Below are 21,960 nucleotides of genomic sequence, written 5' to 3' on the forward strand. Positions count from 1 at the left end.
GTACAAATGTCCTCTTGTATTTTCTGTAAAATCATAGCCGGGGAACTCCCTGGAGAAATTTTGTATGAAGATGAACACGTAATTGCTTTCATGGACATTATGCCAGTAACAAAAGGGCATGTCCTCCTCATTCCTAAAAATCATAGGGAAAATGTGTATGACCTGACTTCTGATGAGGCTTCTCATCTGTTTGCAGTTGCTCCTAAAATTGCAAACGCCATTAAGGATACGTTTAAACCCGCGGGTATGAACCTTGTCCAAAATAACGGGGCAGCAGCCGGCCAAGCAGTTTTCCACTTCCATCTGCATTTCGTCCCAAGATACGACGAAACCGATGGGTATCGTCCAACATGGGATCAGAAAACTGAAGAGTTCCCAAGTGAACGGATTCAACAACTTGCTGGAGACATAAAAAACACTCTCCAAACTAACGTGTAACGTACCATTTAAAATTCAATCATGTTTTAACTAATCATCACAAGGAAATGAACCAACTAGGAAGGAGTGAGCTTTAAATGAAAACATCTACATTTTTAGCAGGACTGGCTGTTGGGTCAGTTGCCGCTGCCATTACAGTTCTTTACTCAACTCCACAGTCCGGAAGTGCAATGAGAACTTCCGTCGCAACAGCATCTGCCGATATCAAGGCAAAGCTGAAAGACGTGAAAGGTAGAGTCAACGAGTTAAAAGAATCTGTTTCTGATTTTGCTAACGAAAATGTTCAACCTGCGATTGAAGGGGTCAAAGATTCTGTAGGCGGTTGGCGCACTGCGGATGAAGGATCGCGAAACCGGTTAGAGAGCGAAATTCTAGAAATCCAATCTGCAATTGAAGAACTTGAACGGTCTGTTGCTGCCCAACAAAATAATTGATAAGACTCGAAAAGCATCCTCACTTTGGGGATGTTTTTTTTATTGTCTTGTAGCATTTGAAACGATTTCAATTATTTTTTCAATTCTAACTTTTTTATTTGTTGCTTTCCTGCTATAATGAAAACATCTATAGAAAATTGAAAGTAGGTGCTTGCATGTCCGAACAAGAGTATTCCTTTAAGGAAGCAATGATTTACACTCAACGTCTTGCGCAGATGTCCAAAGCGTTGTGGAAAGCTGTAGAAAAAGACTGGCAACAATGGATAAAACCTTATGATTTGAATATTAACGAACATCACATACTTTGGATTGCATATCATCTACAAGGAGCTACCATCTCAGATATCGCAAAGTTCGGAGTCATGCATGTATCTACCGCATTCAACTTTTCCAAAAAACTGGAGCAACGAGGGTATTTAGAGTTTTTCAAAAAGGAAGATGACCGACGGAATACATATGTCCTCGTCACAGAGAAAGGCGAAGACTTAATTAAAGAAATGACCGAAAATTACTTTGTCACTGATCATTCAATCTTAGATGGGTCACTTCCGATAAAAAATCTTTATGGAAAGTTCCCGGAGTTTTTGGAAGTCATGTCCGTCATCCGTAATGTGTATGGAGATGATTTCATGGAAATTTTCGAAAAAGGATTTGAAAGTCTTGGCCAGACTTTTGAAGAAGAAAATGGTCACCTCACAGCGACGCCAAGTCAATTAAAACTCGTATCTGGTGAGGATAAATAATTCCCATATCTCTGCTCAGTCTGCTATGATGGAATGAGATGTCCAAAGGGGGTATGCACGTGATTTTAATAATAACTGTTCTCTTTTCACTATTCTACTTGTTCCAAATCAACAAAATGACGTTCGCGCTCTGCGAATCACGAGAAATTCCTGAAGAAAAGCAAAATAAAATATATGCAACCGTAAATGTACTGATTACTATTTTAATGTTGTCGCTTTACGTTGAAGTCTTTTTGAAGGTCTAACTAGCGAAAAGTCCACCCCGTAATTGGGATGGACTTTTTTCATGTTTTAGTACAGGTAAGCCGCGCCTACAATGATCAATAGAATGAACAGGACAACCAACAGTGCGAATCCAGATCCTGCTCCAGTACCTCCAGCATATCCACTCATCGAAGCACCCCCTCTCTTCTTTTGTATCTTATGCGAACCCCTTTTCAATGTTTGGGCGATTATAGTGGGAACCTTTTTGTACTCGATTCGTTTGTATGTTATAGTGACACTTGTTAATTACTTTTACAGAGGAGTATCTAAACTATGAAAAAAACAGTACTATCGTTCACGTTGGCAGCATCTGTTCTTGCACTCTCGGCTTGCTCAGGGAATGCTTCCGATGATGAAGCAATCGTTACATCCAAAGATGGAAATATAACAAAGAGTGAATTTTACCAAGAGATGAAAGATTCTGTTGGTGAGCAAGCACTGCAAATGATGGTTATTGAAAAGGTCCTCGATTCAAAATATGATGTATCCGACAAAGATGTGCAGGCAGAATACGATGATGTCAAAAAACAGCTTGGCGACAACTTCGATCAGTACCTCGCACAACAGGGTCAAACAGCAGACGGTTTCAAAAAAGCGATTAAGCTCAACAAATTGCAAGAAGCTGCGCTTACAGATGGTATTAAAGTAAGCGACGATGAACTTAACAAATATTTAGAGCAAAAAAATACAGAATTAAAAGCTAGCCACATCTTGGTTGCAGATGAAGAGAAGGCTAAAGAAGTGAAGAAGAAAGCTGATGCTGGTGAAGATTTCGCGAAACTAGCTAAAGAATACTCTACTGAAGAAGGCGCTGACGAGTCTGGTGGCGAGCTTGGATGGTTTGGTGAAGGTAAAATGGTTCCAGAATTCTGGGATGCTGCTGTAGAAATGGAAAAAGGCACAATCAGCGAACCTGTTCAATCTGAGTACGGATTCCACATCATCAAGTTAGAAGATAAGCGTAAAGCTGATGACAAAGAACCTTCTAAAGCAGACAAAGAAAAGGCGAAGCAAGAGTTGAAACTTGCCAAAGCCGATACAAGCACAATCGTAGACAAAGTATCGAAGCTCATGAAAGATGCAGACGTAAAAGTGAAAGACAAAGACTTGAAATCTGCAATGGATATGTTTAACCAAAGCAAGCCTGAAGCTAAAGAAGACGGTGCAGATGAGCCGGCTGACACTGAAGGCGAAGAGAAGTAATTTTGAATATGCTGCATGTCCTGTCAGAGGTTCTGACGGGTCATGCAGCTTTTTTTGATAGAGGGTGTCAAGATTAATGAGCAGTTTTTGTAAGTAAAGTTCACTTTTCATGATTGATATGCCTTCCTCGTTTCACGATAGACCCCTCCCGTCCCGCGGCAAGCCTCCTCTCCAATTCGTATCCAAGCTCGCGACCAATCCATCTTTTCCCTCATTCAAAACCGAACCTAATTGGTATGCTTCGCTTCGCTGCGCATTTAGGGATTGATAAGTGGATGAGTTAGGATTTCCGTGGCAACCCGATTGTTGTTCGACTGAACCCCATCGTTCTGCACGGCTACCCGCTCGTTTCTCGGTTGAACCCGCTCGTTCCCACGGACTACCCGATCGTTTCTCCGCTCAACCGCCTCGTTCCCCCCGGCTACCCGACCGTTTCTCCACTGCACCCGATCGTTCTCCCCGGCTACCCGACCGTTTCTCGGCTCAACCCGATCGTTCTCCCCGGCTACCCGACCGTTTCTCCACTGCACCCGCTCGTTCCCACGGGCTACCCGATCGTTTCTCCACTCAACCCGCTCGTTCCACACGGCTACCCGATCGTTTCTCCGCTCAACCCGCTCGTTCCCACAGACTACCCGATCGTTTCTCCACCACACCCGATCGTTCTCCCCGGCTACCCGACCTTTTCTCCGCTCAACCCGCTCGTTCCCACGGACTACCCGATCGTTTCTCCGCTCAACCCGATCGTTCCACACGGGCTACCCGACCTTTTCTCCGCTCAACCCGATCGTTCCCACGGGCTACCCGATCGTTTCTCCACTGCACCCGCTCGTTCCCACGGGCTACCCGATCGTTTCTCGGCTCAACCCGATCGTTTCCACGGACTACCCGCTCGTTCTCCCGGGCTACCCGACCTTTTCTCGGCTCAACCCGACCGTTTCTCCGCTCAACCCGCTCGTTCCACACGGCTACCCGATCGTTCAAAGATTCATCAACACGCTTCCCCACAACAAAAAAGGAGCTTCCGCGGAAGCTCCTTTTCATCGTTTTCATTCAAATGTTGGCTTGTAGAATGAACGGTTCTCCAATGGGAAAATGCGTTCTGAGAACTCTCCTGGCTCAGTTTTACTCATCGCTCGGTTCAGCATGTTCATTTTGGCATCGATATTATCAATGTAGTGCAGCATTTCTGCTTCCGGTAACATAGGACGTTTCGGGCTGCCCCACTCTTCTTTTCCGTGATGGGAGAGCACCATGTGCTGCAGCAACATCACTTCTTCTCCTGATACATCTAGTTCATCAGCAGCTTTCGAAATTTCCGTTACCATGATGCTAATATGTCCAAGCAAATTTCCTTCTACTGTGTAATGAGCTGCAACTGGTCCGGATAATTCGATGACTTTCCCGATATCATGCAAAATCACACCTGAGTACAATAAGTCCTTGTTCAAGGTTGGATACAGATCCGCCACCGCTTTGGCTAGCTTCAACATGGAAACCACATGATCGAGTAATCCTGATACATAATCGTGGTGATTCCGTGTTGCCGCAGGATACATCATGAATGCTTCTTGATGCTTTTTGATCAAATGACGGGTAATCCGTTGAATCTGGGGGTTCTTCATCTCGAAGAAGAATTGCATTAACTCATCCATCAATTCCTCTTTACTTTTTTCAGCAGAAGGCACGAGATCGGACATTGTAATCCCTTCATCAGCTTTCGCAGGGCGAATGCTCTTAATGCGTAGCTGGTTTTTCCCACGATACTCGTGAACTTCCCCTCCTACGCGTACGATGGCAGCTGCAGGGTACAATCGCTCTTGCTCTTCTCCCGTATCCCAAAGCTTTGCTTCCAGGTCCCCACTTTTGTCTTGTAGTACAAGTGACATGAATGGACTACCTTGCTGAGTGACACCCTTTGTGGATTGTTTGACGAACAAAAATAAGTCTACCGGTTCTCCTACTTTATGATCTAATAGTTTTTTCATAATGCAACTCCTTTAGGTGAGTTTCCAATTTCGGAAACATTAATAATTTTTGCTTCTGGCCACTGAGGAGCTAGCGTCTCATGGCATGTAAATACGATAAATTGATGATTTGACGCCAATTTCGCTATGAGTTCAGTCATGTAGGAAAGCCGTTTTGCATCAAAATGGACAAACGGATCATCCATAATAATTGGAAACGGAGCTTGATTCTCTAACTCACTCGCAAGCGATAGTCGAAGCGCTAAATACGCTTGTTCTTTCGTTGCTTGACTCAACTCCGCAATCGCAAACGATTGACCATCTTTGCGCATTGCTTGAAACTGTCCGTCTGGATGAATCTCTAATTGCGCATACTGTCCAGCTGTTAGATGATGATACATCTCATTGGCACGCGTTAGTACGGCAGGTAACTTCTTCTCTTTCAACTCTCCCATCGTTTGACGAATCGCTTCAGCCGCTACTTGCCGACTGGACCAAGATTTTGCCAGGGAGTTGAATTCCGCTTTTTTGTTTTCATAAAGCTGTTGTGTATGCAGATGGGCATCGTCAGATAGAAGTGCTTTCGTTTTATGCAGTAAAGCAGCACGTTCTTCTGTCAACTCCGAAATTGCACGCTCTGCAGCTAACAACTGCTCTTCCGATAGGGTAAGTTGTTGTTGGATCCATCCTTCATCATCACCAAACTCCTCCGCATGATGAAGCGTCTTCAACTGATCATCCAATCCGTTTAAACTTAGTTGTAAAGTTTGAACATGTTGCCAACGATCATATGCATCGTAGAATGATTGTTTGTCAGAAACGCCTGCCAGCTCGAATAATTGTTGCTCTTGTTCTCGATACGCCTGCAGTTCAAGCTGTTTCTCTTCCAGCGTTCTTGATAGTTCCTTCACTTGACGCTTATAATTTTCGGCTGAGAGGGAGGCATCACGCAGTTTTCGTGCTTCTTGCCTAATTAAAGTATACAGGTCTGCTTCTGGAACTTCACGCTCCAGCACTGTGCGTGCAGACTCAAGATGTTGCTCAACCTTTTCATAGGTTTCCTGACGATCATTCAATCGCTCCACTAAGAATCTATCCGTTTCTTGCAACTGACGTACCAAACGGAACAACTCAGGAATCACTTCAATTCCCGTTGAAGCAGGCAAGCTACAAACGAGAAGTTCTTCTGTAAGCTGTCTACGGGCATTCATTTCTTCTTGAGTCTGGGATGCTAAATTGTTTCTAAGGGAATCTATGTCCATCGCATGACCATCAATTGTCAGGTTCAACTGCTCTGCTTGTCGGATAAAATCATTCGTCCTCTTGCACAGTTCTTCAAAGGCCACTTCTTTTCCTTCATAAGCTTTTACAAGTGCACTCATTTCTTTCATGCGTTCATCTGATTGCGAAGGAGCTTGCTGCTTTTGCATTAGCCCATACCCACTAACTGCTGCAATAATTACGCCTAGTACAGCGATGATCCACTGTTGCTGCAATACCCCATAGCCAGCCACTACTATCGCCGCAGCGAGCAAGATCCATATCATTGCTTTAGATGATGGTTCCTGTTCTTTTCTAGCAAAAGACACGTACGCTTTCGCTTCAGAAAGACGCGCTCGTACTGACGGCCACTTTGCTGCTTGTGCTTGTTCCTCAGGAGTTGGCGCATCAGCGTTCAGTCTATCCAGTTGCTGAACAGTTCTTCGCTTCAGCTCTTCGGTACGTTGCAGTTCCAACTGAGTGGATTGAACAGCACGTTCTGCGCGTTTTACATATTCCACTAATTCCTGAAAGCGTTGCTCCTGAGTGAACGAACTATCTAGTTGTACAAGAGCCTCTACTGCAGAAGACTCTGATGCACCGAGTAAACCAAGTAGTCGCTGTCGCTCCGATGTTAACCGGATAATGTCTGACTTAGCGCTTACAAGCTCCTGTTGCAGTACTTGCCAATCCGATTCTTTCGCAAGTAATGCTTCAACTGCTACTTCCCGATCTTTTTGCCCCTCTTTTTCCAGCTTATCCTTCACATTTTGAAATTGAAATGAAGCCCTTGTGTGAATCGCTTCTGCTTCAAGTTTTTTACTTTCCAACATTTCTTGATCACGTATGCCGTTCGGAGGAAACTCATTCTGACCGAGTTCCTGAATTTCAGTAAGCAACCGATTTCTGTTTGCAATAATCGGGATACGTAAGAGAGCGCTCTCAAGCTTTTTTGACTCTGCTTGGCAGTTCTGCATCTTACTCCTTTCCACGATTAGTTGCCTCTCCACTTCTTCCAGTCGAATCACGGCGGGTTCGTATTCATCCACTTTTGCTCTTTGTGTTTTCAGTGTCTCTTCTAACTCACGGAGTTCCTTTAAAAGTACGTTCATCTGAGGATTTTTGCCCGATTTTTTAAACAGCTCCGCCTTTTCTTTCTCTAGCTTTTTTTCTAATTGAAGCAACGAATCGATTCCGGTTGTACCGGACGATAGTAATGTACGGCTTAGCTCATCGGAATCCATTTGCTCCAAACCTTGTAGTTGAAACAAGGAAAACGAAAAGACCGACTCAAAGGCTGCACGATCATACTGACGTAAAAGATCGTTAAGTTCTGCTTGCCCGCCAGTCGTACCATTTTCGAAGCGTACAGTTACGTCTCCAGCAGATTTCCCACGAATCCGTTCGACTTCAACTACACCATACTTTTTATCGTTGATCACAATTTTCCCACCATAGCTTGAACCGGTTTTGGGTTCATAGCGCAACAACGCGTTGTTTTTAGGTGGAAATCCAAACAATACTTGCAGGATGAATTGGTAGATCGTCGTTTTTCCTGCTTCATTCTCTCCGTATATTACAGTGACTCCATCCCCTAGCTCGATCGTCACATTGCTGTGGCGGCCAAATCCATAGATTGTTAACCGCTCAATTTTCATTACTCGTCACCTCTATTTCCATGTCGAGAGCTCATTTGAAATGAGTTTTCCTGCTTCTCTGCTCAATTCCTCTTTCATATCATTGGATAATGGAGACAAATAGGGTCCGGAGCGCGCATGCTGATAAACGTCTTGCAACACCGTTTTCCAATCGTCTTCATCCCAATTGTCCATCTGCTCTTTCACGGATCTAACGAGTGGAGAATCTGGCAACAGCGTACTCTTTTGCTTCGACTCAAAGAAGAGCTCAGAGAACCAGGCATTACGATCCGCTGATTCACGTAGAACTTCTAGCCATTCTTCGTCTGATGAACCGCTGAATAGCTGTGATGCCTCGGAGCCAATGTGAACGTTTCTGACACTTAACATACTCGCGCCATTCCGCTCAACGACTTCAGTTGCAGCATTCTGACAGGCAGTCAACCACTCATTGGCAAGCCCCATTTCCGTACAATCGATCTCGATTTCATCAAACACGAGAACCGATGTCGGAACGAAGTTGAGTGAGGAAACATTCTCCTCAAGTTCCACTTCGTAAAACCCTTTCACTCCCTGTTCGTTGCGATGTCGTCCTTGTAAGTTTCCCGGATAGACGATTGGGGGTCCATTATGTAAAAGTTGCCGTTTATGAATATGTCCAAGCGCCCAATAATGATAGCCTTTTTCTATCAATGCTTCTTTTGTAAATGGGGCATAGACGGCATGCGTTTCTTCCCCTGCGATACTGCCATGAAGCATGCCAATGTCAACTGTGCCTGGTTCACGATTCGCTTTCGGGTAGTGTCCGATCATCGCTTCTTTAATGTGACGCTCCTTATAGCTGAACCCATGGATCCGAATATTTAGCCCCCTGACAACAAGTTCTGAAGTTTCCACTTCCGGACCAAATACTGTCACGTTATCCGGTAATTGAAATCGTGTCCACTTACCTCCCAGATGATCATGGTTTCCATAGGAAATGAATACCGGAATACTAGCTTGCTGCAAACGCTCGAGTCCTTTGACAAATCTCATTTGTGCGCGCAAACTCCGATCTTCACCGTCATAAATATCGCCTACAATGAGAACAAAATCCGGTTTGGTCTTCTCCGCATACTGGATGAGTTTTTCATAGGCTGCAAATGTACTTTCACGAAGTTCCGTCAGTCGAGATATCGGCATGTCCGTAATTCCTTTAAATGGACTGTCTAAATGTAAGTCCGCAGTATGTAGGAATTTAATCATGAATAGTAGACACCTCCCAAAACGAATATTTGTTCTAATTTTACCATATTTTCCGTTACTGCGCGACAGCAATCAAGAGTTTTCGTTTGCAAAAACTTCACAAAAAAGCAGAGGATTCGTACCTTCCTCTGCTTGAGCATACAATTATTCATATTGTCTTATTCTTTTCCTAACTGAATGGCTTTCTTAATATCCTTCAATGATCGAGATGGACCGTACATTAGAACGCCTCCACGATAGACACGCGCTCCGAACCATCCCAGTACAAAGATGGTCACAAGCATAATTACAATCGCAAGTAGGGGTTCCCACATCGGTAGATCCAGCATGCCTACGCGTAAAAACATCACTAGCGGTGTGAAGAATGGGAAGAATGATGCGTACTTCAAATAAACGAGTTCAGGATTCCCTAACCCTGAAGCAGCTAATATGAATGCTGCAACAATCATAAGCGTCATCGGCATAATCATTTGCTGGACGTCTTCCGTTCGGCTTACGAGAGAGCCTAAAAGAGCTGCTAGCGTTGCGTATAAGAAGTATCCGAGTAAGAAGAACACAACTGCATATACAAGTGTCATCGGATTAATGTCTGTAACGTTAAAGAAGCTGCCGATTCCCTCTGTTGCTTCTGAGGGAGAAGTTTTAAAAGCGATGAAGCCTGCAATTCCGTAAAGCAAGATCTGAACAATACCTAGTGTTCCGATACCGAGTACTTTAGCAAACATATGCTTTACTGGAGATACACTGGAGATCAGAATTTCCATCACGCGGGATGATTTTTCCGTTGCGACTTCGGTTGCAATCATTCCTGAGTAAAGGATGACAGCAAAATAGATGACAAACATGAGGACATACACTAAGATACGTGCCTGATTCAACTCATCTTCAGATTTTGCTGAAGCAGAAATATTATTCTTTTCAAAGTTTACTTGTGTAAAAAGAGAATCTACTTGTTCACTGGACAAGGAAAGTTCATCCGCTTTGACTCCTGCCTGTACGGTTTGCAGTGCATTACGCAACGTTTCCGGCAGACTCGTTTCTATGCTACTGAGAGTCGTATACTTCGCCTGGATTGTGTTGGTTTCATCCAAAGAGAGTGTTAAAAACGAGTCAATGTCTTCTGAACGTACTTGTTTCTCAAGCTCTTTTTCACTTTCCTCTGTCGCCTCTACCGTAATATCGGACTCGTTCGATTGGAGGACTGCTGCGAGTGGATCCTTAAGTTGCCCACTTGCGTCGATCACTTTCAGTGTTGTGGGCTCGTCGCCACCAATCCCATCAATTGAATCGAGAATTCTTGGTAAGTTCGAGAGTAAAAAGATTCCCGCTACCACTAGTACTGTTGTTATGACAAATGACTTCGTTTTCGCTTTCGTCATAAATGCTTGTTTAAATATGATCCAGAATTCACGCATGTTCCTTCCCCACCTTTGCAATGAAGATATCTTGAAGTGTCGGTTCTTCGATTTCAAATTGACGGACAGGTCCAGCCTTTAATGCCTCCGTCAGAAGTAGCTCTGCCGTTTCGTCAGAATCCACTTGATAGACTGCTCCTTCGATCGTCGGCTTTACAGAGTTCACGCCTGGAAGCCCAGCAAGTGCATCCAGTTTATAATCTGAACGGATTCGCACATTTTGTTTCCCCAATGAGCGTTTCACTTCTTTCAATGTCCCACTGACAATTTGCTTTCCGTGGTCAATTATGCTGAATTGCTCACACAATTCTTCAACATGATCCATCCGATGACTGGAAAAAACAATTGTTGCTCCGCTATTTCTAATATCCAGAATCGCCTTTTTTAACATTTCAACGTTTACCGGGTCTAGGCCAGAGAAAGGTTCATCCAAAATAATTAGTTTCGGCTTATGTAAAAGAGCTGCAATCACTTGGATTTTCTGCTGATTCCCTTTTGACAGTTCCTCTACTTTTTTGTTCAAATACTGCGGCACTTCAAAACGATCGAGCCAACCGCCAATTTCCCGCTTTGCATCGGAACGTTTCATGCCTCGGAGCTCCGCTAAAAAGAGCAATTGTTCTTCGACTTTCATTTTTGGATAAAGTCCGCGCTCCTCAGGTAGATAGCCAATATGAGGGCTCGTCGTATAAGAGATTGGTTTTCCATTCCAAGTAATAGTTCCTTCGTTCGGTGTCAGCAGTCCGAGAATCATTCGAAATGTCGTTGTTTTGCCTGCACCGTTCGCCCCTAAAAAACCATACATCGCTCCTTCTCCAACTGTTAACGAAAGGTCATTCACAGCTGTGAAATCACCGAATCGCTTTGTCACGTGTTCAATTTGTAATGCCATGGTTATACTCCCCCTTATTTCTCTATATTAAAGATTACGATTAACGAACCCGATTCGTTTCAATTTTTCGCAATCCCTCTGACTATTTCACTACTTATCTTATAGTTTTCTGTTATAGATAAGAACTGCTACAAAATAGGTAGTGATTCCAACAGCATACAAACTTGCTAATAACATAGATGCGAGCGTCCATCCCTCTACGATTAAAGCTACTATTGAGAGGAGATAAGACAGTCCAATGAAAGTAATCCATGATACCGTTCTTGCTTTAACATGAACTTTTTCATATCGTTCATCAAATAATCGACTTTTTTTACCTTTTCGCCAATAAATCAAAGCAATAATTGAAACGACTCCGAAACCTACAATGAAACCAGAAGCGGTTGAAAACCAATCCACTCAACTCCCCCCTTTCTACTGTTCTTCCGTTTCATCTGGATTAAAAATCTTTTCTATGGGGCGATTGAACAACTTAGAAATCTTAAACGCTAAGATAAGCGATGGATTGTACCTACCTTTTTCTAAAGAGATAATCGTCTGACGAGATACTTCCAAACTTTCAGAAAGTTCATCTTGCGTTAGACCCATTTCCATTCGGATCTCTCTTATCAAGTTTTTCACTCAAGGGGTCCCCTCTCTTCCCAATCTATAAGTAATAAAAGGGATATCATTCCGTAGTAAAGGTACCTTTACGTAAAGCGTACTTTACTAACTAATGAATGTCAAGCAACATTTACATTCTATTTGCGTGGTAGTTAGAAAAGACAGTGTGTATCTAAAAGTGATTACTTTAAACTCGCACTGTCTTAACCATCACTTTAGTATGCAACCTAATCTCTATTCGTTGAACTAGGCATTCCTTCAGTAATGAATCACTATTCATTTATGGTAGGAAACGTGTATACTAGAGAAAAAGGATAGGAGTGGATGATTGTGAGGACGTATAAATTGACGGCGTATGAAAAAAACGGAAAAATGATTGCAGATGAAACCTTTACTGCAGATACAGATGAAGCAGCGAAAGTGAAAGGGCAATCGTTACTGGAAGAGCAAAACTTGCTCGATCAAACCCATCGTCTCGCTTCACCTGCAGGTAAATTATTGTTGTTTCATGTTTAAAGCGTTATTCGATACAATGTGCTATTCTGTAAACAATCAGTTAGGAGGCGCATTCCATGAAAATTGCTTTAATTGCCCACGATGAAAAAAAAGACGAGATGGTAAATTTCACGATTGCCTATGAATCGATATTTGAAAACTATACACTTTACGCTACGGGTACTACCGGAAAAAGAATTATGGAAGAAACTAACCTACAAGTAAATCGTATGAATTCTGGACCACTTGGTGGAGATCAGCAAATTGGGGCAATGATTGCCACTGGAGAGTTAGATCTCATTCTTTTTTTCAGAGATCCATTGACTGCACAACCTCATGAGCCAGATGTCAGTGCACTGTTACGTCTTTGTGACGTATATGGCATTCCACTTGCAACGAACATTGCGACAGCTGAACTGCTCATTCGCTCCATTGAAAAAGGCTACTTTCAATGGCGGGATACTGTAAATAAATACAAACAAAAGACGCTTGCCCGCTTTGACCGCGGATAAGCGTCTTTTGCTAATTCATAGATAGTTTTTAATAGCCCGCTGCAGTGTACCAAGTGTTTTGGTGTCACCATCTAATCGAATACCGAGCGTCGCCATTTTTCGGACGACATCCGGCCGGAGTCCCGTGATGACTGTCTGACAGCCCATCAGTTTAGTGCTTTCAATGACTTTACTTAAATTATCTATAACTTCATGTTCCATATCTGATATTCCCGATAAATCGAGTATGAGCGTTTGTATGTGATGAATACTAATTTCATTCAATACTTTTTCTTGGATGACTGTCGTTCTATAATAGTCGAGCATTCCAATTAGCGGCAAAATACTGGTTGTTGGAGTAATGGGGATAATCGGAACGGACAAGTTTTCCACAAGATTCTTTTGAGCTTTAATTTCCTGATCTTTGTAGGATGAATAGCTAATGAAAAATTCATTTAAAAAATGATCTAATCGTGAATTTATCTTCTTTTCAAGCGCAAAGAATTCATTCAATTTAAACTTTATTGTTTTCGCTTGTATGTACTCTTGTATAAAGTCCCATAACGTACGACGAATTGCGGAAACCCATTCCAGTTTGAACGCAAGTGTTAAAGCATGTCTCGCCCACGCAACCCCTTCGACTTTAGCAAAAGACTCCAGTTCCTCTTTCTTTGCTTCAATGACAAAGGCAACTAGTTTATGAGCATTTTCGATTAAGTCAATATTACCGATACGAAGAATTTCTTCAATTCTATCATTGACGGTTGCCGCCTGCATTAAAAGTTCTCGCTCGAAATTATCCCTATTGTCTATCATAAACTGTTTCACTTTAGGACTAACTTGGTCATTAGACATGCTACTGCCTCCTTCACTGACTTAAATATATACAAACATTGATATTAGTTCCCTATTTCTACATATTGAAACCTTTTACAAGAGTTTTACGCAAAAGTAAAACCGGCAGTCTTCTACGTAAGATGCCGGTTTTGTTTCATTAGTTCCCTGAGAAGACGGGTTGTCGTTTTTCCACAAATGCACGAATGCCTTCTAAATGATCTGCCGTGTTTCGCATCGCCACTTGAGATTCACTTTCCAACTGAAGCACTTGCTCAAGCTCTGTGCGCTTACTTTCATGCAAAATTCTTTTAGAGGCAATCATTGCAGAAATCGGTGATCTGAGCAAGCCATTGGCAAGCTGAGTTGCGGCCATTTCCGCTTGTCCTTTTGGAATCAGTTCATCGACAAGACCTGCTGCTTTTGCTGTCTTCCCATCGATGACCTCTCCACCCCAAATCATTTTCTTCGCATTTGTGGTACCAATACGTTCTTTTAAGAAGAAATGTCCTCCGCCATCTGGCACGAGACCGATTCCGATAAAGTTCATTGCCAGTTTACTGTCTTCCTCAGCAACGAGAATGTCGCAGCCAAGTGCTAGACTGAAACCAAGTCCAGCAGCAGAACCGTGAATGGCAGCGATTGTGATTTGTGGCAGCAAGTAAAGCGTCTTCGCAAGGCGTGTGATGTGCTGCATGACATCACCCATATCCATCGGTGACTCGGGATCAATCATTTTTTTAATATCTCCACCTGCTGAAAACGTTCGACCTGCTCCTTTGATGAGTACTACCTGTATTCCATGATCAGACTGTAACTCTTCAAAAGCGTCCGCTAATTCCCTCATCATCACATCGTCCATCGCATTCATCGAACTCGGACGATTTAGTGTAAGCGTCGCAATCCGGTTATCTTTTGCAAGTTCTATTGTTTGATACATGATAATTCCCCTTTTCCCTTTTTGAATTGACTAGCAATAAAAATGAACAGTCATTCATTATCTAATTCGAGGTAAAGAGGTAAAGTCCTTTATTTTGAAACGGGTTGTGGAAAGATTTCATCCAGCAACTCTAACTTTTTTTCAATCGATTCTTGGTATGACAAAATATAGGCTGCTGGGTCTTTTGGGTTGTGGAATTGAGTGATCCGACCAGTTTTAGGATCTCGGAACTTACTAGAAGCACCGCACCCAATACCGATAATGGACTGTACTTCTTCCATGATCATAATATTATAGATGCTTTCTTCGCCTGGTTTTGAATACCCTACGTTCTCCAGATTCCCAAGTATGTTTTTCTGGCGATATAGATAATAGGGGACATATCCGTTTGCTTCTGTCCACTGTTCGCCAAGCTTCATCATTTGCTCAGCCGTCGGGCGATCAGCCACTTCGTATTTCTTTTTGTTCCGTGTCATTTCAGAAGCACGTTTAAACGATAGCGTGTGGATTGTTAACGATTCAGGCTGAAGCTTTTCGGTTTCCTGAAGGGAATGATTGAACTCTTCAATACCTTCGTTTGGTAAACCGATGATAAGATCCATGTTAATGTTGTTCATCCCCATGGAACGAGACAGCTTAAATTTGTCGATGGTTTCTTGTACTGTATGATGTCGACCAATCGCCTTCAACGTTTCGTCTGTATACGATTGAGGATTCACACTAATCCTGTCGATACCAAACTTTTTTAGAACCTCGATTTTAGCAGGAGTAATCGTATCCGGTCGTCCTGCTTCCACCGTTACTTCCCGTACTTGTTTCATGAACGGGAAGGAGTCGATCATAACTTGATACAGGGCATCCATTTCTTCCGCTTCAATCGAAGTTGGGGTACCACCGCCAAAATAGATTGTCGTCACTTTGACATTCCGTTCAGTAAGCCATTCTCCAAGTTGTCGAATTTCTTCATGTAGCCCATCTAAAAATGTCTCTACACGACCGCTTTTTCGATGGATTGCGTATGCAGGAAACGTACAATAGGCACACTTTGTCGGACAAAACGGAATTCCGATATAGATGCTCACTTCTTCTTGAACTTTGTAAAGATCCGGTACAGCTTTCAATTGAATGTCGGTGATGGTCTCGAGCAAGTTCACTTTTCGTTCGGACACACGGTGTTTATCCATTAACAATTGCTTTACATCACGCGCGTTATGACCTTCCTGTCGATACTTATGGTACAGCTTCGTCGGACGAATCCCCGTCAATATCCCCCACTCTTGCACCATGCCTGTGAAGGATTCCAGAACTTCCAATAAGACATGTGAGTAGAGCCGTTTCCATTGTCGGTTCTGTTCTTTCTCATTCCCGCCTTCAGCGCTTTCTGCGAATTCTGCATGATAAGTTTTTCCTTGAACCGTAAGCTCTGCTGTTACAATGAGTCTGTCTCCTTCTTGCCTCTCTTGGAAGTGCAGATTGAGCTCTCCCATTTCATCTTTTTTAACAATTTTTGTTTCTTCGAAAAACAGATTGGAAAGGTGGATGAACATCCTTACCCAGTCCTCTTTAAAATCGCCATGTAGTGCGATCGTTTGCATAGCTAGCCCAACTTTCTCATGGATCTAAATGATCCGATTGTCTGTGATACTCAGTATAGCAAATCACGAAAAGAAAAAACCAGCCACATTGGGCTGGTTTTGGTGTCAATTCATTGTCTCGTATAATTCTTGAACAGGTTTCATCAAAATCCGGTTGATTTCTTCGATGACTCCGCTCAATCTCATTTCAGCTTCTAACATGGACATGATTTTCGGATTTTGTTGTGAAAGTTGAGCAGTCTTTTGAGCATGCTCCAGTTCGTCTGGCAAAATTTCTTCTCCGGCCATTTGTTTCTGCTGCAACGTCACTTGAATTTCACGGAAATTGCGGAACATTTCCAGTGCTTCAGGGTCCGCTTTGACATTTTCAATCGCCTCTTTAACCGCTAAAAATTCATCTGTCGTGCGAAGAGATGTTTCCAACTTATTAATGTCATCATAAATATTGACTGCCATGTAAAATTCCCCCTAAGTAAGATTTGTAAAGTATACAATGAGTCCTTGCACAATTCCAATCATACCACCTAATAGTGCGCCAAGGACGGTTATCATTTTAAACTCACGTTTTGAAATCCCTAATACAAGATCCTCAAGTACAGAAACCGGGAATGTGTCTACTTGTTCTTTCACAATTTGGTCTAGCTTCAACTTTTTTAAGGATTGTTCCAATTGAATCTCAGCTTGTGTGAATGCAAACTCGATGACTTTAGGTGTTAAGTTTGTGGCAGTCCACGAAGCACCAGTAGACCAGTAATAGTGAATCGGCTGCGCAAGTCGATTTGAAACATCCAATTCCTTGAGCAAGTAGTTCCGCAACGTGATGCTAAGCCCATCCCAGTCAAATCCGCCTACTAACTCTTCCATAGGTCTCTGCTTTAATTTTGCCCATTCTTTTGTGAGCATCGTCTCAATAAGTTGTGTGGTCCCAGGTGCAGCGATAAATTTCTTTGCTTCCCGTTGGACCTTTTCAACGAGCGAGTTCGAGTCCCCGAAAAACATATTGACCATTCCGCCTAGTGTCCCTTTTGACTCCAGGAAATCTGCTATTAATCGCTGAAACATCACTTTCCCTTCATACGAATCCACGAACTGGTCCGCTCTATTCAACACATATGAAGTCACTGTCGGAATATGTGTTTCTGCTTCCAACAGCCATTTTTCTGGAACCTTTTCTTCTACAGTTCCCGATAAAATTGCATGTTTTGCTGTCTTAAGACGAGTGTCAATAAGCGTAGTAGTTTTTTGCTCTAAAACAAGATCCAAATCAGAAACCCCTGCAAGTTCAAGCCATTCTGCAATCGTTCGATCCGATTTAAAGACTTCTTTCTCCAATCGACTTTGAACGAATTGTTCTGCTTTGGCTGCCATTTCAGGTGTCAATAGCCGCTTACGAAATGTATCTGGTGTCAGTAAATAATTTGTTACAGTTCGTCCTAACTGTACGGCAAGTTCATCTCGTCGTTTCGGGATAAGTCCGGGAGTAAATGGAACCCGCCAACTGCCGATATATTTTGCTTCGTGAGGTCGAAATAACATCTTGATAGCCAAGTGGTTCGTGAAGCCTCCAATTACTGCTCCGATGAGTCCCATGAACAAAAGAATCCATAAAAATTCCAATCGCTTCACCTTTTCCTGTTGGATTTCTTTCATCTTATAACAGAACACGATGGTTGACCAACTAATTAGGCTGTCGGTCCTGTATAACCATCGGCTGAATTTGATGTGAAAATCCAGTATGATGAACAGTAGAGAAGCGCTTCTAAGATAGAAAGGATGATTTTATGGAACGAACTGTACACGACGCACTCGGAAGATCCGTCACTTACACCTATCCACCGAAACGAATCATTTCCCTTTGTCCTGGCATTACAGACACGTTATTTGCACTAGATTTACAAGAGGAAATTGTGGGAAGAACCCGCTTTTGCATTCATCCCTCTCCAGCAGTATTGGATGTAAAGGCCGTTGCTGGTACGAAGGATATAAAACTAGATGCCATTTTACAATTGAAGCCCGACCTGATCATCGCCGAGAAAGAAGAAAATACGAAAGAAATCGTTGAAGCGCTTGAACACCACCTCCCAGTTTACGTAGCGGAAGTACAATGCGTGGAAGAGGCGTATACGATGATTGAGGACATGGGAGATGTAACCGATCGGCGTAAGGAAGCCCAAAGCTTAATAGCTGAAATTCAAAAAGGGTTCCATTCTCTACAAGGGCTAACCACAGGTAGTGCGATGTATGTCATTTGGAAAAAGCCTTATATGGCAGCTGGCCGTACTACCTATATCGATTCATTACTTGAAACACTCGGTTTTTCCAATCCAATCCGTGTATTACCTGGAAGATACCCAGAACTTACGACTCATGATTTTAAGTATGCCAATCCAGACTTGGTACTTTTAGCTTCTGAACCCTATCCCTTTAAAGAGAAACATGTTCCTGAATTTCAAGAAATGTTGCCCCATGCTACGATTTTACCTATAGATGGGGAGATGTTTTGGTACGGTCCTAGGATGCTTGAAGCGACGTCTTACTTCAAAGAATGGCTTAGTAAAGCCTCTTTATAAACAATAAAAATTAGTTCTAATTTTCCCATTAATTACTACAAGGCAACATATTTACACATCTCCAATTTAGTGCTATAGTTGTCCTATCGACATAACTTTTATCATGGAAACTGAAATTCTTACAGGGCTTTTAGTAACGAACTTTTCTCTCTCCATCGATACTCTGTCGAATGACATTTTGACAGTACGCTGTCTCTCAAACTTTGCATTTCTGATTGGCCTCAGGAATTCATTTAGCATCATATACATACAAAAACCACCTTCCGCATTTTTTCGAAGGGTGGTTTTTGTCAGTTCAAGAGAGTGCATTGTAGATTGTGGACATTCGGATTGCATGCTCCATTTCATCATGAAGTGCGATGAACAGAGGATTATATGCCTCTTCAATTGGAATGGTCAACAGCATTTCCTTATACGTTTCAATGTCTTCCAATTCATCGACAAGCGCTTTTTGCACACACTGTTTGGCATCATAACAAGGTATCGGACGTTTCGGATTAGGCACAAACGAACCCGTCAGCATATAATGGAGCTGTTGAAACATTTCGTAATGACTTTTCTCGTCTTCATATGCATGGCGTACAAAATCTTTCCACATCGGTTCTTTTAATTGGTCATGCAGAGACTTGTAAAAAAAATAGGCTTTGTATTCATCTTCTATGGCTTGCTTTAGTTTTGAGACAAACACGTCTCGCCCTCCTATATAGTTTACTTTAACTATATGCAGAGGTGAATTGAATCATGAAAGGGGGAATTGTTATGTTGCAGCATTTTCGAGTACGGCCCATGTTTGAGGGCGGGCAACTTCCTGGATGGACGTTTTCATTTCAGCTAGGTTCTGAGCGATTTACAGGTGATTATATGCCTGACGGAACCATTAAGTGGACAAACTCCGCACCGAATGATGAAGAATCCGTAAAAAAAATGGTACACGAACTTATGACCTTTCACGTGTATGAATAACGATCTCTTTTTTGCACAGACTCTCTGTATGAACGAATTTTGGAGGGACTGTATATGAAGGAAAAAACACCTGAGCAGTTGGAAAAAGAAAAGCAGCAACTGCAAGTAGAAAACCAGAAAACAGAAAATGTATTTGAAGATAAAAGCCGTATGACTGATGAACAAAACGCTTGGAAGGAAACACAACCTAAGCGCATGTAGCGGTCTGATTAATAATGACCTATAGTAAGAGGTTAGTCAAAAAGGTATTTGCTACCTTTTTGACTAGCCTCTTTCTCATTAAATCAGCCATATAACGGAGGTGACTTTCGTTTCAGGCGGATGCTTTCTTACCTCGAGTCAAGGGGGATTATAAAATTTATTTAGAAGAATTAATAAAGGAACTCCATTCAACCTTTGCTTTTCGTTACAGGACTCGCTTTCCGGCGGGCATGGCTTGAGCCTCCTCGGTCGCTTTGCTTCCTGCGGGGTCTCAAGGCTCATGCTATACCCACAGGAGTCGAGCCTTCCACTACAAGCAACGATAATCTTTTAGCTAACGAATGTTAAATAATGTGTCCACCATAATTAGTCCTCAGATAGTTTTTGTTTGCCAATCACTACATAGTAATAAATCGAAGAAATCACATAGAGCGCTGCTGTAATACTAAATGCGATGGCATAGCCCCAATAAAAACCGCGTGCTACTACGAGTCCAGTTGCAATTGGGGCCATGGACGCCCAACCTAGTTGGAAAACGGTTTGGTTCATCGAGTTTGCGAGTCCCCTATACTTATCTGAGACGAGTTCCATCGCAACAGCACTTTGTATCGGATTCCCCGCGTTCATAAGCGCTTGCCGGAGTAAAAACCCAACAGACGCTAACATTAATGAATTTGTAAATCCTGTAAGTAATAAGAATGGGATTGAAAGCAATTGAAAAAGAATAAGTGCTTTCACTTTACCCACCTTTTTTACAAGGACAGGACCTATAAGCACAGCCACTGCAGTCATAGCAGATCCGAGCGATAGGATCAGTCCTATATATGAGTTGGAAGCACTGAATCGATTGGCAAAATACAAGTTCAAATATGGAACAACGAGGCCGGAACCGATTCCAATCAACAATCCTGCGAACGAAAAGTGAAGAATGAGAATGAAGTTCTTTTTAAAACTTGTGTCCATAGGATCCTTCAAAGTTACTTCAATTTCCTTCGCAGTTGTTTCACGTACTTGTACTGGAGTGGCAGGTTTGTCTTTCAAGGCGAACAAGGGTGGAAGCCCTAGCGCAAATACCCCGGCGCCGATGTATAGCGACCATCGGATTGCATCCACAGCCCCCATATTGAAGAACAGTTGCAACCCATCCGCTAACAAACCCCCTGCAAGACTTCCAATCACCTGAAACACAGTAGTGAGCGCAAACTGGATGCTGAATAATTTGACTCTTTCAGACGGAGCTGAGTTTTCAGCAAGGAATGGAATACCAGAAACTTGCACAAAGGCCATGAAAACTCCTGTGAGGGAGGATACAAATATAATGGGCTCCTCCATTACTGTTGCACTTCTCCAAAACAAAGTGACGACTGTAATGGCCGCTCCCCCTGTAATCATCCACTTCCGACCAAACTTGTCGCTTAAAAACCCAGCAGGAACGAGCATGATAGCTGTTGCTAGTGCAGTCATGGAAATCACTTTTCCATTTACAGTTTCAGGCATGCCAAGTTCACGAATATACAAGTTATACATAACCATAAAAGCGCCAAGCCCGATTTGAATAAAGACATTAGCGAACAAAAAGAATTTTACGTTTCGATTATACAATAAAATTGTATTTCTCCAATCATGAATTAGGTTCAAGAGATGACCTACTTTCCTATCCGAAATATTCGATACTCTAAATATATGGTTTTTCGAGTAGGTCCGCAATCTTTTTTCGAATTACGAAACAAATGGCACAAAGTTGTGCTAAAGTTCATTTTTCATTCCTAC

Annotated in this window: 27 protein-coding genes; 10 read left to right on the top strand and 17 right to left on the bottom strand. The window is 42.6% G+C overall.

Translation table 11 applies throughout. The annotated features are described in order from the left end of the window. The first annotated feature begins 6 nt into the window (after window positions 1-6). The 4 genes from M3197_RS14940 to M3197_RS14955 all read left to right on the top strand — a co-directional run bounded on the left by M3197_RS14940 (window position 7) and on the right by M3197_RS14955 (window position 1,860). Window positions 7-438: an HIT family protein gene (locus M3197_RS14940; protein ID WP_251662456.1), complete on the top strand. Its 432-nt coding sequence runs from the start codon at window positions 7-9 to the stop codon at window positions 436-438. A 77-nt stretch (window positions 439-515) separates the two neighbouring features. Continuing rightward, window positions 516-872, top strand: coding sequence for a YtxH domain-containing protein (locus M3197_RS14945; protein WP_251662375.1), 357 nt, complete (start codon window positions 516-518; stop codon window positions 870-872). 155 nt (window positions 873-1,027) lie between these two features. Continuing rightward, complete coding sequence (locus M3197_RS14950; RefSeq protein WP_251662376.1) at window positions 1,028-1,615, top strand: HTH-type transcriptional regulator Hpr; 588 nt, start codon at window positions 1,028-1,030, stop codon at window positions 1,613-1,615. Window positions 1,616-1,668: 53 nt separating this feature from the next. Further along, window positions 1,669-1,860, top strand: a complete 192-nt coding sequence (locus tag M3197_RS14955) for a hypothetical protein (protein WP_225217795.1) — start codon at window positions 1,669-1,671, stop codon at window positions 1,858-1,860. 46 nt (window positions 1,861-1,906) lie between these two features. Here the strand turns inward: M3197_RS14955 and M3197_RS14960 are convergent, their stop codons facing one another. After that, window positions 1,907-2,008, bottom strand: coding sequence for a YjcZ family sporulation protein (locus tag M3197_RS14960; RefSeq protein ID WP_082003340.1), 102 nt, complete (start codon window positions 2,006-2,008; stop codon window positions 1,907-1,909). Between the two features lie 144 nt (window positions 2,009-2,152). Here M3197_RS14960 and M3197_RS14965 point away from each other — a divergent pair, with 144 nt between their 5' ends. After that, window positions 2,153-3,082, top strand: coding sequence for a peptidylprolyl isomerase (locus M3197_RS14965; protein ID WP_251662378.1), 930 nt, complete (start codon window positions 2,153-2,155; stop codon window positions 3,080-3,082). Window positions 3,083-3,339: 257 nt separating this feature from the next. Here the strand turns inward: M3197_RS14965 and M3197_RS14970 are convergent, their stop codons facing one another. The 9 genes from M3197_RS14970 to M3197_RS15010 form a co-directional block, all read right to left on the bottom strand. After that, a complete protein-coding gene (locus M3197_RS14970) occupies window positions 3,340-3,837 on the bottom strand; it encodes a hypothetical protein (protein ID WP_251662380.1) in 498 nt (165 codons plus the stop codon). Continuing rightward, the gene (locus M3197_RS14975; protein ID WP_251662382.1) at window positions 3,818-4,126 is read right to left on the bottom strand and encodes a hypothetical protein; all 309 of its coding nucleotides are present in this window, start codon (window positions 4,124-4,126) and stop codon (window positions 3,818-3,820) included. The genes M3197_RS14970 and M3197_RS14975 overlap by 20 nt, the downstream gene beginning before the upstream one ends. A gap of 5 nt (window positions 4,127-4,131) precedes the next feature. Beyond that, the gene (gene yhaM / locus M3197_RS14980) at window positions 4,132-5,070 is read right to left on the bottom strand and encodes a 3'-5' exoribonuclease YhaM (protein WP_039042565.1); all 939 of its coding nucleotides are present in this window, start codon (window positions 5,068-5,070) and stop codon (window positions 4,132-4,134) included. Beyond that, window positions 5,067-7,967 carry an ATP-binding protein gene (locus tag M3197_RS14985; protein WP_251662384.1) on the bottom strand — a complete coding sequence of 967 codons (2,901 nt, stop codon included), beginning with the start codon at window positions 7,965-7,967 and terminating at the stop codon, window positions 5,067-5,069. Before M3197_RS14985 ends, yhaM begins: the two co-directional genes overlap by 4 nt. Before the next feature lie 12 nt (window positions 7,968-7,979). After that, window positions 7,980-9,191 carry a metallophosphoesterase family protein gene (locus M3197_RS14990; RefSeq protein WP_251662386.1) on the bottom strand — a complete coding sequence of 404 codons (1,212 nt, stop codon included), beginning with the start codon at window positions 9,189-9,191 and terminating at the stop codon, window positions 7,980-7,982. Between the two features lie 158 nt (window positions 9,192-9,349). Next, window positions 9,350-10,606 carry an ABC transporter permease gene (locus M3197_RS14995; protein WP_251662387.1) on the bottom strand — a complete coding sequence of 419 codons (1,257 nt, stop codon included), beginning with the start codon at window positions 10,604-10,606 and terminating at the stop codon, window positions 9,350-9,352. Continuing rightward, window positions 10,599-11,498 carry an ABC transporter ATP-binding protein gene (locus M3197_RS15000; protein WP_251662389.1) on the bottom strand — a complete coding sequence of 300 codons (900 nt, stop codon included), beginning with the start codon at window positions 11,496-11,498 and terminating at the stop codon, window positions 10,599-10,601. Before M3197_RS15000 ends, M3197_RS14995 begins: the two co-directional genes overlap by 8 nt. Window positions 11,499-11,597: 99 nt before the next feature. Continuing rightward, entirely contained in the window at window positions 11,598-11,897 is a 300-nt protein-coding gene (locus M3197_RS15005; protein WP_251662391.1) for a DUF2178 domain-containing protein, read from the bottom strand. A gap of 15 nt (window positions 11,898-11,912) precedes the next feature. After that, on the bottom strand, window positions 11,913-12,119 hold the full coding sequence (locus M3197_RS15010; RefSeq protein WP_251662394.1) for a helix-turn-helix transcriptional regulator: 207 nt from the start codon (window positions 12,117-12,119) through the stop codon (window positions 11,913-11,915). A gap of 306 nt (window positions 12,120-12,425) precedes the next feature. Between M3197_RS15010 and M3197_RS15015 the strand changes: the two genes are divergently transcribed. Both M3197_RS15015 and mgsA read left to right on the top strand, forming a co-directional pair. Further along, window positions 12,426-12,617 (top strand): YhzD family protein, encoded by a 192-nt coding sequence (locus M3197_RS15015; protein WP_285851406.1) that lies wholly within the window; start codon window positions 12,426-12,428, stop codon window positions 12,615-12,617. 56 nt (window positions 12,618-12,673) lie between these two features. Next, window positions 12,674-13,108 (top strand): methylglyoxal synthase, encoded by a 435-nt coding sequence (mgsA, locus tag M3197_RS15020; protein ID WP_125102915.1) that lies wholly within the window; start codon window positions 12,674-12,676, stop codon window positions 13,106-13,108. Window positions 13,109-13,123: 15 nt separating this feature from the next. On the opposite strand, the gene M3197_RS15025 is transcribed toward mgsA, so the two are convergent. The 5 genes from M3197_RS15025 to M3197_RS15045 all read right to left on the bottom strand — a co-directional run bounded on the left by M3197_RS15025 (window position 13,124) and on the right by M3197_RS15045 (window position 18,106). Next, window positions 13,124-13,942, bottom strand: coding sequence for an STAS domain-containing protein (locus M3197_RS15025; protein ID WP_251662398.1), 819 nt, complete (start codon window positions 13,940-13,942; stop codon window positions 13,124-13,126). Between the two features lie 139 nt (window positions 13,943-14,081). After that, window positions 14,082-14,861, bottom strand: coding sequence for an enoyl-CoA hydratase (locus M3197_RS15030; protein WP_251662400.1), 780 nt, complete (start codon window positions 14,859-14,861; stop codon window positions 14,082-14,084). Between the two features lie 89 nt (window positions 14,862-14,950). Then, complete coding sequence (locus M3197_RS15035; RefSeq protein WP_251662402.1) at window positions 14,951-16,456, bottom strand: coproporphyrinogen III oxidase; 1,506 nt, start codon at window positions 16,454-16,456, stop codon at window positions 14,951-14,953. A gap of 105 nt (window positions 16,457-16,561) precedes the next feature. Continuing rightward, entirely contained in the window at window positions 16,562-16,912 is a 351-nt protein-coding gene (locus M3197_RS15040; protein WP_025783116.1) for a YlbF/YmcA family competence regulator, read from the bottom strand. A gap of 12 nt (window positions 16,913-16,924) precedes the next feature. Then, the gene (locus tag M3197_RS15045) at window positions 16,925-18,106 is read right to left on the bottom strand and encodes a DUF445 domain-containing protein (protein ID WP_251662404.1); all 1,182 of its coding nucleotides are present in this window, start codon (window positions 18,104-18,106) and stop codon (window positions 16,925-16,927) included. A gap of 131 nt (window positions 18,107-18,237) precedes the next feature. On the opposite strand from M3197_RS15045, the gene M3197_RS15050 reads away from it, so the two are divergent. Continuing rightward, window positions 18,238-19,026, top strand: coding sequence for an ABC transporter substrate-binding protein (locus M3197_RS15050; RefSeq protein WP_251662406.1), 789 nt, complete (start codon window positions 18,238-18,240; stop codon window positions 19,024-19,026). Window positions 19,027-19,321: 295 nt separating this feature from the next. Here M3197_RS15050 and M3197_RS15055 read toward each other — a convergent pair whose 3' ends face one another. Next, window positions 19,322-19,714 carry a ferritin-like domain-containing protein gene (locus tag M3197_RS15055; protein ID WP_251662408.1) on the bottom strand — a complete coding sequence of 131 codons (393 nt, stop codon included), beginning with the start codon at window positions 19,712-19,714 and terminating at the stop codon, window positions 19,322-19,324. 71 nt (window positions 19,715-19,785) lie between these two features. Here M3197_RS15055 and M3197_RS15060 point away from each other — a divergent pair, with 71 nt between their 5' ends. Together M3197_RS15060 and M3197_RS15065 are read left to right on the top strand one after the other, a co-directional pair. Further along, the gene (locus tag M3197_RS15060) at window positions 19,786-19,989 is read left to right on the top strand and encodes a YheE family protein (RefSeq protein ID WP_251662410.1); all 204 of its coding nucleotides are present in this window, start codon (window positions 19,786-19,788) and stop codon (window positions 19,987-19,989) included. A 54-nt stretch (window positions 19,990-20,043) separates the two neighbouring features. Beyond that, window positions 20,044-20,190, top strand: a complete 147-nt coding sequence (locus M3197_RS15065; protein ID WP_251662412.1) for a hypothetical protein — start codon at window positions 20,044-20,046, stop codon at window positions 20,188-20,190. A gap of 366 nt (window positions 20,191-20,556) precedes the next feature. On the opposite strand, the gene M3197_RS15070 is transcribed toward M3197_RS15065, so the two are convergent. After that, entirely contained in the window at window positions 20,557-21,828 is a 1,272-nt protein-coding gene (locus M3197_RS15070) for an MFS transporter (RefSeq protein WP_251662415.1), read from the bottom strand. Between the last annotated feature and the right edge of the window lie 132 nt (window positions 21,829-21,960).

This window comes from Sporosarcina aquimarina, from assembly GCF_023715615.1.
Taxonomy (GTDB): Bacteria; Bacillota; Bacilli; order Bacillales_A; family Planococcaceae; genus Sporosarcina; species Sporosarcina aquimarina_A.

Coding starts and splice junctions, on each gene's coding strand:
- M3197_RS14940 (WP_251662456.1), top strand. CDS start 7: ATGTCCTCTTGTATTTTCTGTAAAATCATAGCCGGGGAACTCCCTGGA.
- M3197_RS14945 (WP_251662375.1), top strand. CDS start 516: ATGAAAACATCTACATTTTTAGCAGGACTGGCTGTTGGGTCAGTTGCC.
- M3197_RS14950 (WP_251662376.1), top strand. CDS start 1,028: ATGTCCGAACAAGAGTATTCCTTTAAGGAAGCAATGATTTACACTCAA.
- M3197_RS14955 (WP_225217795.1), top strand. CDS start 1,669: ATGCACGTGATTTTAATAATAACTGTTCTCTTTTCACTATTCTACTTG.
- M3197_RS14960 (WP_082003340.1), bottom strand. CDS start 2,008: ATGAGTGGATATGCTGGAGGTACTGGAGCAGGATCTGGATTCGCACTG.
- M3197_RS14965 (WP_251662378.1), top strand. CDS start 2,153: ATGAAAAAAACAGTACTATCGTTCACGTTGGCAGCATCTGTTCTTGCA.
- M3197_RS14975 (WP_251662382.1), bottom strand. CDS start 4,126: ATGAAAAGGAGCTTCCGCGGAAGCTCCTTTTTTGTTGTGGGGAAGCGT.
- yhaM (WP_039042565.1), bottom strand. CDS start 5,070: ATGAAAAAACTATTAGATCATAAAGTAGGAGAACCGGTAGACTTATTT.
- M3197_RS14985 (WP_251662384.1), bottom strand. CDS start 7,967: ATGAAAATTGAGCGGTTAACAATCTATGGATTTGGCCGCCACAGCAAT.
- M3197_RS14990 (WP_251662386.1), bottom strand. CDS start 9,191: ATGATTAAATTCCTACATACTGCGGACTTACATTTAGACAGTCCATTT.
- M3197_RS14995 (WP_251662387.1), bottom strand. CDS start 10,606: ATGCGTGAATTCTGGATCATATTTAAACAAGCATTTATGACGAAAGCG.
- M3197_RS15000 (WP_251662389.1), bottom strand. CDS start 11,498: ATGGCATTACAAATTGAACACGTGACAAAGCGATTCGGTGATTTCACA.
- M3197_RS15015 (WP_285851406.1), top strand. CDS start 12,426: ATGATTGTGAGGACGTATAAATTGACGGCGTATGAAAAAAACGGAAAA.
- mgsA (WP_125102915.1), top strand. CDS start 12,674: ATGAAAATTGCTTTAATTGCCCACGATGAAAAAAAAGACGAGATGGTA.
- M3197_RS15025 (WP_251662398.1), bottom strand. CDS start 13,942: ATGTCTAATGACCAAGTTAGTCCTAAAGTGAAACAGTTTATGATAGAC.
- M3197_RS15030 (WP_251662400.1), bottom strand. CDS start 14,861: ATGTATCAAACAATAGAACTTGCAAAAGATAACCGGATTGCGACGCTT.
- M3197_RS15035 (WP_251662402.1), bottom strand. CDS start 16,456: ATGCAAACGATCGCACTACATGGCGATTTTAAAGAGGACTGGGTAAGG.
- M3197_RS15040 (WP_025783116.1), bottom strand. CDS start 16,912: ATGGCAGTCAATATTTATGATGACATTAATAAGTTGGAAACATCTCTT.
- M3197_RS15045 (WP_251662404.1), bottom strand. CDS start 18,106: ATGAAAGAAATCCAACAGGAAAAGGTGAAGCGATTGGAATTTTTATGG.
- M3197_RS15050 (WP_251662406.1), top strand. CDS start 18,238: ATGGAACGAACTGTACACGACGCACTCGGAAGATCCGTCACTTACACC.
- M3197_RS15060 (WP_251662410.1), top strand. CDS start 19,786: ATGTTGCAGCATTTTCGAGTACGGCCCATGTTTGAGGGCGGGCAACTT.
- M3197_RS15065 (WP_251662412.1), top strand. CDS start 20,044: ATGAAGGAAAAAACACCTGAGCAGTTGGAAAAAGAAAAGCAGCAACTG.